Source organism: Salipiger sp., from assembly GCF_059781815.1.
This window is the reverse complement of the sequence record NZ_JBYNAH010000031.1, coordinates 20,793-29,848: the sequence shown is the minus strand read 5'-3', so window position 1 is coordinate 29,848 and position 9,056 is coordinate 20,793. Positions and strand designations below refer to the sequence as shown.

9 protein-coding genes are annotated in these 9,056 nt (G+C 65.7%); 1 reads left to right on the top strand and 8 read right to left on the bottom strand.

Going from position 1 to position 9,056, the window contains the following annotated elements:
• From AC6RA4_RS05695 to AC6RA4_RS05665, 7 genes are all read right to left on the bottom strand, one after another.
• Positions 1 to 1,064 (bottom strand): TadA family conjugal transfer-associated ATPase (locus AC6RA4_RS05695; RefSeq protein ID WP_500158263.1); only part of this gene is annotated, 1,064 nt, incomplete at its 3' end.
• Between the two features lie 15 nt (positions 1,065 to 1,079).
• Positions 1,080 to 2,312, bottom strand: coding sequence for a CpaE/TadZ family protein (locus tag AC6RA4_RS05690; RefSeq protein ID WP_500158261.1), 1,233 nt, complete (start codon positions 2,310 to 2,312; stop codon positions 1,080 to 1,082).
• Between the two features lie 207 nt (positions 2,313 to 2,519).
• Positions 2,520 to 3,182: an OmpA family protein gene (locus AC6RA4_RS05685; protein ID WP_500158259.1), complete on the bottom strand. Its 663-nt coding sequence runs from the start codon at positions 3,180 to 3,182 to the stop codon at positions 2,520 to 2,522.
• Positions 3,183 to 3,198: 16 nt separating this feature from the next.
• Positions 3,199 to 4,614, bottom strand: coding sequence for a type II and III secretion system protein family protein (locus AC6RA4_RS05680; RefSeq protein ID WP_500158257.1), 1,416 nt, complete (start codon positions 4,612 to 4,614; stop codon positions 3,199 to 3,201).
• A gap of 205 nt (positions 4,615 to 4,819) precedes the next feature.
• On the bottom strand, positions 4,820 to 5,677 hold the full coding sequence (gene cpaB / locus AC6RA4_RS05675; RefSeq protein WP_500158255.1) for a Flp pilus assembly protein CpaB: 858 nt from the start codon (positions 5,675 to 5,677) through the stop codon (positions 4,820 to 4,822).
• A gap of 208 nt (positions 5,678 to 5,885) precedes the next feature.
• Complete coding sequence (locus AC6RA4_RS05670; protein WP_500158253.1) at positions 5,886 to 6,077, bottom strand: hypothetical protein; 192 nt, start codon at positions 6,075 to 6,077, stop codon at positions 5,886 to 5,888.
• 106 nt (positions 6,078 to 6,183) lie between these two features.
• Positions 6,184 to 6,369 (bottom strand): Flp family type IVb pilin, encoded by a 186-nt coding sequence (locus AC6RA4_RS05665; protein WP_500158251.1) that lies wholly within the window; start codon positions 6,367 to 6,369, stop codon positions 6,184 to 6,186.
• Between the two features lie 367 nt (positions 6,370 to 6,736).
• Here AC6RA4_RS05665 and AC6RA4_RS05660 point away from each other — a divergent pair, with 367 nt between their 5' ends.
• Positions 6,737 to 7,555, top strand: a complete 819-nt coding sequence (locus tag AC6RA4_RS05660) for a lytic transglycosylase domain-containing protein (RefSeq protein WP_500158249.1) — start codon at positions 6,737 to 6,739, stop codon at positions 7,553 to 7,555.
• Positions 7,556 to 7,617: 62 nt separating this feature from the next.
• Here the strand turns inward: AC6RA4_RS05660 and AC6RA4_RS05655 are convergent, their stop codons facing one another.
• Positions 7,618 to 9,033: an FAD-binding oxidoreductase gene (locus tag AC6RA4_RS05655; RefSeq protein WP_500158247.1), complete on the bottom strand. Its 1,416-nt coding sequence runs from the start codon at positions 9,031 to 9,033 to the stop codon at positions 7,618 to 7,620.
• Positions 9,034 to 9,056: the final 23 nt, after the last annotated feature.

Sequence of the window (9,056 nt, the reverse complement as noted above, 5' to 3'; positions counted from 1 at the left end):
GCCTGCAGCATGTCGATCACTTCCTCGCCGCGGGTCTCGCCGACGATGATGCGGTCGGGGCGCATCCGCAGCGCGTTCTTGAGGCAGTCGCGCGGGGTCACCGCGCCCTTGCCCTCGACGTTGGGCGGGCGGCTTTCCATCCGGCCCACGTGGCTCTGCTGAAGCTGGAGTTCCGCGGTGTCCTCGATGGTCAGGATGCGCTCGCTGTCGTCGATGAACGAGGACAGCGCGTTGAGCGTGGTGGTCTTGCCCGAGCCGGTGCCGCCCGAGACGATGACGTTGAGGCGGGTGGCGACCGCGGCCTGAAGGTAGACCGCCATCTCCTCGGTGAAGGCGCCGAAGTTGATCAGGTCGTCGATCGACAGCTTGTCCTTCTTGAATTTCCGGATCGAGACGAGCGAGCCGTCAACCGCGATCGGCGGCACCATGGCGTTGAAACGCGAGCCGTCTTTCAGCCGCGCATCGACGTAAGGGTTCGATTCATCGACGCGACGTCCCACGGCGGAGACGATCTTGTCGATGATCCGCATCAGGTGCTTTTCGTCTTTGAACGTGATGTCGGTAAGCTCAAGCTTACCGGCTCGTTCTACGAAAATCTGCTGCGGCCCGTTGACGAGAATATCCGAAACCGTGTCGTCCTGCAGCAGCGCCTCGAGCGGGCCGAGGCCCTTGACCTCGTCATAGAGCTCCTGGTTGAGGGTCTGCCGGTCCTCGCGGTTCAGGACGATGCCCTTCTCCTGAAGGGTCTCGGCGACGATGGCGCTGATTTCCTCGCGCAGCTCTTTCTCGCTGGCCTGGTCGATGGCTGCGAGGTTGAGGTTGTCGAGCAGCACCCGGTGCATCTCGAGCTTGATGTCGCCAAGGCGTTCCTTGCGCTTCTTCTCGCGGTCCTGCGGGCTGATCTCGGCCGGCTTGCTGCGCGGCTTGCGCGTGTTGGCCGGCATCTGCTTGGGCGCGGCCTTGGCCGGTTGCGGGGCAGGGGCCTTGGCCGCGGCGGGCGCCTCGGCCACTGCGACCGCGGGTTCCGCAGTCTTGGCCGACGGTTTCTTGTAGCGGGAGAACATCGTTCAGACTCCTTCTCAGGCCGCTTCGGCTTCGGACTGGCCAATGTTGTGAAGCTCTGTCGCCAGCTTCGCGATTTCCTTGCGCAGCGGGTTCTTCTGCGCGTGCTGCGCCAGCGGCAGGCCGTGGTCGTTGGCCTGACCGACAAGGCGGCCACCGTCGGAGAGCTGCAGGTCGATGCGGATGCCGAGGCTTTCGGCCATGCGCCGCACCCGGCTCTTGCCCTGAAGGTCGGTGAATTTCGGCGCGCGGTTGAGCGTGAAGCGCAGCTTGTCGAAGGGCAGCTCCTCGGCCTGCATGGCGCGCTTGAGGCGCAGCGTGTTCTGGGCCGAGCGCATGTCGAGCTCGAGCAGGGCGAAATAGACCTGCGCCTCGGTCAGCACCGTGTCGGACCACTGCACCAGCGTCGTCGGCATGTCGACGACGACGTAATCGAAATGCTCGCGCGCCACGTCGAGGATGTGTTTCACCTCCTCCGGGCCGATCAGATCGAGCGGCACGAGGTCGGCGGGCGAGGTCAGAACCTGCAGCTTGTCCTCGAAGCTCACCAGCGCCTGGCCGAAGCTCTCGCCATCCATCGACTCCACGTCACTCAGCATCTCGAGCACCGCTTCGCGGCGGGGCAGGTCGAGATAGGTCGCGACGGAGCCGAACTGCAGGCTGAAGTCGAGCAGGCAGACGCGCGGGGCGCGCTCCTTGGTGACGTTGGCCAGTTCCCAGGCGAGGTTGACCGCGAAATTGGTGGCGCCGCAGCCGCCGCACATGCCCTGCACCGCGATCAGCACGCCGTCGCCATCGCCGGAGAGCTTGACGCCCTGCTCCGCCGCTTCCGCGATCACCGCGGCGCGGCGCATCCGGTCGACCGCCGAGGCCAGCTCGCCTTCGGGAAGCGGGTAGGGGACGAACTCGTCGGCGCCCCGGCGCAAAAGCTGGTGCAGCGCGGCCGGGGTGACATCCTCGGCGATCAGCACGACCTTGATGTCGCGCGCCTTCGCGGCGCCGATCACATCCGAGATCAGGCCGAGGTCGTCCTCGTCCTCCTCGTCGATGGCCATGGCGACGAATTCAAGCTCCTGGGCATCGGGCTGGCCGAGAAAGGCCAGCGCCTCGCCGAACCCGAGATCGCCCCAACCCTCGCCAAGCAGCGCTTCCATATCTTCGATGAGAAGATCGAAATTCTGCACGTTCCGGCTGATCGTGCAGGCGACAATCGGGCTCGGGTCACTTTGTACAGCGGTCATACTCGTCATTTGCCTGTCATCCTTTGCCTTCTTGGGGACACCCGGCGTGACAGGAAAGACAGAACACATACCTTTTCCCATCGCCGGGACGCTGCGGCGAGTCGCGTGGCGCAGCTGTCCCGTTGAGAGTAAATTCACTCAGAATGTGGGCGACATTTGGGCCGAAAAACCGTAATTGTACGGTATTGCTGGACGATCAGTCGCAGCGAAAGGCGATTAGCTCTCGGTCGAGAGCTCGGATCCCGAGATCCCGCTCAGGCCGCTGGCGGGCTCTGCGCTGCGGATATATTCGCGATAGATCACCTCGGCATACTTGCCGTCGAGCACCGTCGGATGCGAGGCGACAAAGCCCGACACCTCGGTCACGGTGCGCCGGTTGCGGCGCTCGCGCTCGCTGGTGACGATCAGCGGCTGGGTCTCGCCATAGGAGACCACCGCCTCGAGGCGCGAGCGCGAAATGCCCTGCGACGCCAGATAGGCCACCACTGCCTGCGCGCGCGCCATGCCGAGGCGCTTGTTGTAGGCGGGCGACCCGACAAGGTCGGTGTGGCCGTAGACGCGGAAGCGCACTTCGGGGAACTGACGGATCCAGCTGGCCTGCTCGCGCAGGGTGGCGCGGGCGCCGTTGTCGAGCTGGGCGCTGTTGAAGGCGAAGGTGACCATCGTCGGCACTTCCTCGGCGAAGCGCTCGCCAAGATCGACCACGTAGTTGCGTTCGCCGTTCTGGAACTGGGTGTTGTTCATCGTGGCGTTGCCGAAATTGCCGCTATCGACAACCCTGCCGGCTTCCTGACGCCACTGGCTCGAGCCGCAGGCAGAGAGGAGGCAGAGCCCGAGGCCCGCCAGGCCGATCCTGATCATCTTGCTACGCCCCGTCATCGCACCCGTCCTCATCTCAGTCCATTACATAGCCGTAGGAGCCGGTGAAATCCTGCTTCGCGACTTCCGCCGCGCCTCCGGATTGCGGCCGCCGGCTGTCAGACGCGGTCCGGCCGTAGAGGAACAGGTCCTTTTCGGTGGGCGGGCGCACGCGGTCGGTGGGCAGCGCCAGCACCTCGCCCCGGGTCGGGGTCACGAGATGCGGGGTCACGATGATCACCAGTTCGGACTGCTCGCGCTCGTATTCGGCGCTGCGGAACAGGGCGCCCAGCACCGGGATGTCGCCGAGCCACGGCACCTGGCCGTTGAGGTCGCGGAAGTCGTCCTGCAGCAGGCCGGCGATGGCAAAGCTCTCGCCGTCGCGCATCTCGACCGTGGTCGAGGTCTCGCGGCGCCGGAAGGCGTCGATGGTGATCTCGCCGGTGGTGATGCCGTTGGCCGAGTCGATGGACGACACCGCCGCCTCGAGCTCGAGGTTGATCAGGTCGCCGTCGACGACGCGCGGAACGAAGTTCAGCTCGACGCCGAAGGGCTTGTAGGTGACGATCGTGGTGCCATCGTCCTGCGACACCGGGACAGGGTATTCGCCGCCGGCAAGGAACCGCGCTTCCTGGCCCGAGAGCGCGGTCAGGTTCGGCTCGGCGAGGGTGCGCGAAATGCCCTTCGATTCAAGGGCTTCAAGCAGGATTCCCACTTGCAGGCCGCCGCTGTTGAAGCCCAGCAGGAAGGCGCCCTCGGTGTCGTCGTTGACGGTGACCGAGTCACTGACCGACTGGCCGATCAGGGTGCCGCTCTGGCTTGCGAGCGTGGTTTCGTCGTTGCCGAACAGCGTGCCGGTGACCGACAGGGATGAGCGCAGGTTCTTGGCGACCGAGCGCTGCATCTCGGCAAAACGCACCTTCAGCATCACCTGCTGCACGCCGCCCACGGTCATCAGGTTCGAGACCCGCTCGGGGGCGTAGCGTTCGGCAAGGTCGAGGGCGCGCTGCAGCTTCTGCGCGCTCGAGATCGTGCCCGAGAGCACGATGCCGTCATTGGCGGTGCGCACTTCGATGGGTTCATTGGGCAGGATCTGGCGCAGCCGTTCCTTGAATTCGGTCACGTCCGCGGCGACGCGCACGTCGACATTGGTGATCAGCCGGCCGTTGCCGTCGAGAATGGTGAGCGTTGTGGTGCCCGGGGTCTTGCCGAGCACATAGATGGTGCGGTCGGACAGCGAGGAAATGTCGGCGATGGCCGGGTTGGCGATGGAGAGCTCTGCGAAGGGCAGGTCGCTTTCGACCACCACGGCGCGGTTCATCGGAACGCTGAGCACGCTTTCGGTGCCGGTCTGCACCACGCGCAGACTTTCGGCCCAGCTTGCCTGTGCGACCGGACCAGCGGCCAGGGCCAGCCCGAGAAGGGCCGCCTTGAGGGTATTCTCGAATGTCATGTGACCTGCCTTTCGATCACGCCTCGGATGCGGGTCTTTTCTGCCCACTTTGCGGGCGACTGTGCGCCAGTTTGGGTTTTTATGCAAGAATCAATGGTTTCAGCCGCACCGCTGATGTGGGGTGGGCGCAACAGCGCTTGTTTTCAGGGCACCAGACAGATCGCGGGGCGCTCTGGGGCGCCCCGGACCAAGTATTTGAAAAGGCTCAGTTCGTGCAGGGGATCGGGATCTCGACCACTTCCGAGCCGCGGCGCAGGCGCGTGGTGCAGACTTCGAGCGTTTTCTGCTCGGCTTTCTGCTCGCGCTTGGTGATCCCGAGCAGGGCGCGCTGGTCGACCTCGATCGCTTCGGCGACGGTTTCATCGTTCGCAGCCATCAGCGACAGCGACAGACGACCGGTGCTTTGCGCCTGCGCGAGGCCGGCGACCTGCTGCGGCGTGACCGCAACGGTGACGGTGCGTGCGATGGTCGGGCTCGAGGATTCCGACTCGGCGGTCTGGTCGACGGCGATCAGGCGCACGCCGGTCTCGATGAGCTTGGTGACATCGCCCTGCGGCAGGTTGGGATCGTTGCCGGGCACGCGGCCGGTCCAGTAGATGTCGACCCGGTCGCTCGGGCGCAGGAAGCCCGAAACGCCGGTGGCCACGTCGACCTTGATGGCGAAGGCGCGCTCGCCGCGCTCGAGCCGCGAGGTCAGGCCGGCATCGCCGCCCGGCTCGCTGACGCGCCCGGCGAGGACGGCGTCGAACTTGTCCATGGCGTTGATCACGACGCGAGGCGCTTCACCTTCGACGAAGAGGGGGCGCTTTTCGGTGAACACGCCCTCGGGCATGATCTCCATCGGCCAGGGCGCCAGTTTGACCGCGTCCGGGGTCAGGATCTCGCCGCGCGCGATGGGGCGGGCCATGACGTAGATTCGTCCGGTCGGAACCGCCTCGGTCGCCTTCTGGCGCTCTTCCTGCAGCGCGTTCTGATAGGCGCCGAACTGCTTCTGGGCGAGGTGCACGGCAAAGCCCGCAAGGGCGAGACCCGCCAGCAGTACAAGTCCGAATACCAGTCGCATACGTGTTACCTCTCGTGTTTTCGCCTGATCTCGGGCCGCCTGTGGCCCGGGGCGATCTCAGATCCTGATCCCGATGATTAGCCGGGGAATGTGGCCAATTCTGGCCCGTCGCGCAGCACTTTGCGGGCGATGGAAACGGTGAGGCCAAAATGACAAAGCCGCCTCGATCCGAAGCGGCTGGCATTGTTGTGGGCTGTCCTGTTCCGGATCAGTCCGGGAAGAGCCGCGCCTGTTCCGCCGCGACGGCATTGCCTGCGGCAGCTTCCAGGTTCGCGCTGTTGTCGCGGATCTGGTAGAACGAGATCGCGGCGAGGGTGACGACAGAGGCGGTCAGGACCACCCAGTCGACGGTGATCGCGCCGTCCTCGCTCTCGGTGAAGGTCTTCAGCCGCTGGAACATCTGGAACCCTCCAAGGGATAACTCGTGAGAACTGGCGTTGGGGGCGGATCTGCCCACCGACCGTCAGGCCGACCGGTGGGCAAGAAATCCAGATCGTCCGACGTGATTAGAACAGGTTGGCCTGCTCAGCAGCGATCGCGTTGCCAGCGGCGCTGATCATGCTGTCGGAGTTGTCTTTGATGGTGGTGTAGGCACCGATCGCCATTGCGACCACAGCTGCGGTCAGCACGACCCAGTCAACCGTCACGGCACCGTCTTCGTCTGCGCGGAAGTTTTTGATGAAGTTCAGCATGTCTCTCTCCGTAGTATTAAGTACTGGTCTAAGGTTACTCACTCACCGCGCCGGTGCCTTGGGGTCTCTCTCGTTGCCCCGTCCGTTGCGGTATGAGCTTATATAGCCCCCGGATTCGGGCACGAATTTGGCGCAATTGGTTTCTTTTCAGGAGGGAGGAGGAAACATTCGGGCGGAGCCATGTCGATGATATTGCAATAAAAACTGCGGTATCAATTTTCCCGCTGTGCGGGTGTTGCTGCCGCTCCGGGCGAAAATGGCACGTCCCGGGGCCGATTCTCGCGATCGTCTTGGTCGAATGGCGAAGGCATGAGAGACTGCCGCAAAAGAGCAGAGACCAGAGGCAGGTCCAAAAATGTTTCGTATGATGACGGCCACGGTTTTCGTGGCGGTGATGAGCGCCGCCGGGCTTGCGGCAGATCAGCCGGCACCGTTTCCGGAGTTCTCCGCCAAACGGGTCACGCCGCCGAAGCCAGGCACCAAGCGCCGGATCACGGTTCAGATCGCACCGGCTCCGATGAAACCGCGGCCGGCTCCGGCCTCGACCGCAGAGCCTGCGGTTGCGGCGGCCTCGGGCCGCGCCAGCGGCAGCGGCTCTTACAGCTGGTTCTGGGATGCGGTCTCTCCGGCGCTTGCCGATAGCGGACCCGGGCGGCTCGAGCCGACGCTGATCAAGCTCTCGACCCCGCCGCAGGGATACGGTGTGGCCGCACCGCGTCTGCAGGATCTGCAGACCATGGCCTCGTCCTATGGCGTGGAGCTTCTCAAGGCGACGGTGGGCACCCGCGTGTCGCCGGCGCTGGCGCTGGCGGTGATGGCGGTCGAGTCGTCGGGCCGCGCGGATGCGGTGAGCGGTGCAGGTGCGCAGGGGCTGATGCAGTTGATGCCCGCCACCGCCGCCCGTTTCGGGGTTTCGGATTCGCTCGACCCGGGGCAGAACATCCGCGGCGGCGTCGCCTTCCTCGATTTCCTGATGGAAACCTTCGACGGCGATCCTATTCTGGTGCTGGCGGGCTACAATGCCGGCGAGAACTCCATCCCCAAGCACAAGGGCGTGCCGCCCTATGCCGAGACCCGCGATTATGTGCCCAAGGTGCTGGCGGCGTTCAGCGTGGCGCGCGGCCTCTGCCTCACACCGCCCGAGCTGATCTCGGACGGTTGCGTCTTCCGGGTGTCGGCGAACTGAAGCCTGCCCAAGATTTTTCGTACGAGAAATCTTGGGCCGAAGAAACTTCGCAGGAATTTTCTTCAGCCGCGCAGCACCGCGCCGGGGTTCATGATGCCATTGGGATCGAGCGCCGCCTTGATCGCCCGCATCGCCGCGAGCTTCGCCGGATCGCCATAACGCTCCAGATCCTCGACCTTCAGACGCCCGATGCCGTGCTCGGCGCTGACCGAGCCGCCCATCTCGTGCACCAGATCATGCACCGTGCGCTTGATCTCTTCGCGCTGGTGAACGTGGTCGTCCTTGCTGTGACCGGGCAGGGGGAAGACATTGTAGTGCAGGTTGCCGTCGCCGAGATGGCCGAAGCAGTTGATGCGGAAATCTCCGACCTTCGCCAGCCGGGGCGCCCCGCGCTCGATGAACTCCGGCACCAGCCCGAGCGGCAGCGAGATGTCATGCGACGAGATCGCGCCGATCGCCTTGTTGCCCTCGGGGATGCGCTCGCGGATGGCCCAGAATTCGGCGCGCTGCTGCTCGGACTGCGCCACCAGGCCATCGCTGACCAGACCCGCCTCGAGCGCGGTGCCGAAAAGCTCTTCCAGCGCCGCCTCGGGGTCGAGCCCGCGTGACAGGCCCAGCTCGACCAGCACGCACCAGTCCGGAGCCTCTGGCCAGGGCTGGCGCACGTCCGGCAGTTTCTCCGTCAGGAACTCCAGCCCCTGCCGCGAGATCAGCTCGAAGGCGCTGATGCCCTCGCCAAGCTGGTCGCGGGCGATGGCCAGCAGGTCAAGCGCGGCGGCGGGGCTTGCCACGGTGAAGAGCGCGGTGCCGGTGGCGGCGGGCACCGGCGAGAGCTTGAGCGCGGCGGCGGTGATCAGCCCCAGCGTCCCTTCGGCGCCCATCAGCAGATGCCGCAGGTCGTAGCCAGTGTTGTCCTTCCGCAGCCGTTTCAGACCGTGCCAGATCGTGCCCTCGGGCAGCACCGCCTCGAGCCCCAGCACCTGCTCGCGGGCATTGCCGTAGCGCAGCACGTTGACGCCGCCGGCATTGGTCGAGAGCAGACCGCCAATGCGCGCGGTGCCTTCCGAGGCCAGCGACAGGGCAAAGAGCCGGTTCTCCTCGCGCGCGGCCGCCTGAACGTCGGCCAGCACCGCGCCGGCCTCGGCGATCAGCACGTTCTCCTGCGGGTAGACCGCGCGGATCGCGGTCATGCGCTCCATCGAGACGAGCAGCGGCGCGGGGCCATCTTGCGCCACCTGTCCGCCCACCAGCCCGGTGCCGCCGCCATAGGGCACGACGCCGACGCGGGCCTCATTGCAGGCGCGCAGGATGATCGCGGCCTCCTCGGCGTTGCGCGGCAGGGCGACCCACCCCGAGCTGCCCCGCCAGCGCCCGCGCGGCTCTTCGAGATAGCGCGGCTCGGCGCGGCGCAGGGTGTTCTCGGGCAGGCGGGCGGCGAGGGTCTCGGCAAAGCGGTCGTCGGCGGGCATGAGGGGCATGGGGGATCCTTTCGGCGCCGACT

Bases quoted from the DNA above. Each gene is read 5' to 3' on its own strand.
- AC6RA4_RS05690 (WP_500158261.1), bottom strand. From the start codon at position 2,312: ATGACGAGTATGACCGCTGTACAAAGTGACCCGAGCCCGATTGTCGCC.
- AC6RA4_RS05685 (WP_500158259.1), bottom strand. From the start codon at position 3,182: ATGACGGGGCGTAGCAAGATGATCAGGATCGGCCTGGCGGGCCTCGGG.
- AC6RA4_RS05680 (WP_500158257.1), bottom strand. From the start codon at position 4,614: ATGACATTCGAGAATACCCTCAAGGCGGCCCTTCTCGGGCTGGCCCTG.
- cpaB (WP_500158255.1), bottom strand. From the start codon at position 5,677: ATGCGACTGGTATTCGGACTTGTACTGCTGGCGGGTCTCGCCCTTGCG.
- AC6RA4_RS05670 (WP_500158253.1), bottom strand. From the start codon at position 6,077: ATGTTCCAGCGGCTGAAGACCTTCACCGAGAGCGAGGACGGCGCGATC.
- AC6RA4_RS05665 (WP_500158251.1), bottom strand. From the start codon at position 6,369: ATGCTGAACTTCATCAAAAACTTCCGCGCAGACGAAGACGGTGCCGTG.
- AC6RA4_RS05660 (WP_500158249.1), top strand. From the start codon at position 6,737: ATGACGGCCACGGTTTTCGTGGCGGTGATGAGCGCCGCCGGGCTTGCG.
- AC6RA4_RS05655 (WP_500158247.1), bottom strand. From the start codon at position 9,033: ATGCCCCTCATGCCCGCCGACGACCGCTTTGCCGAGACCCTCGCCGCC.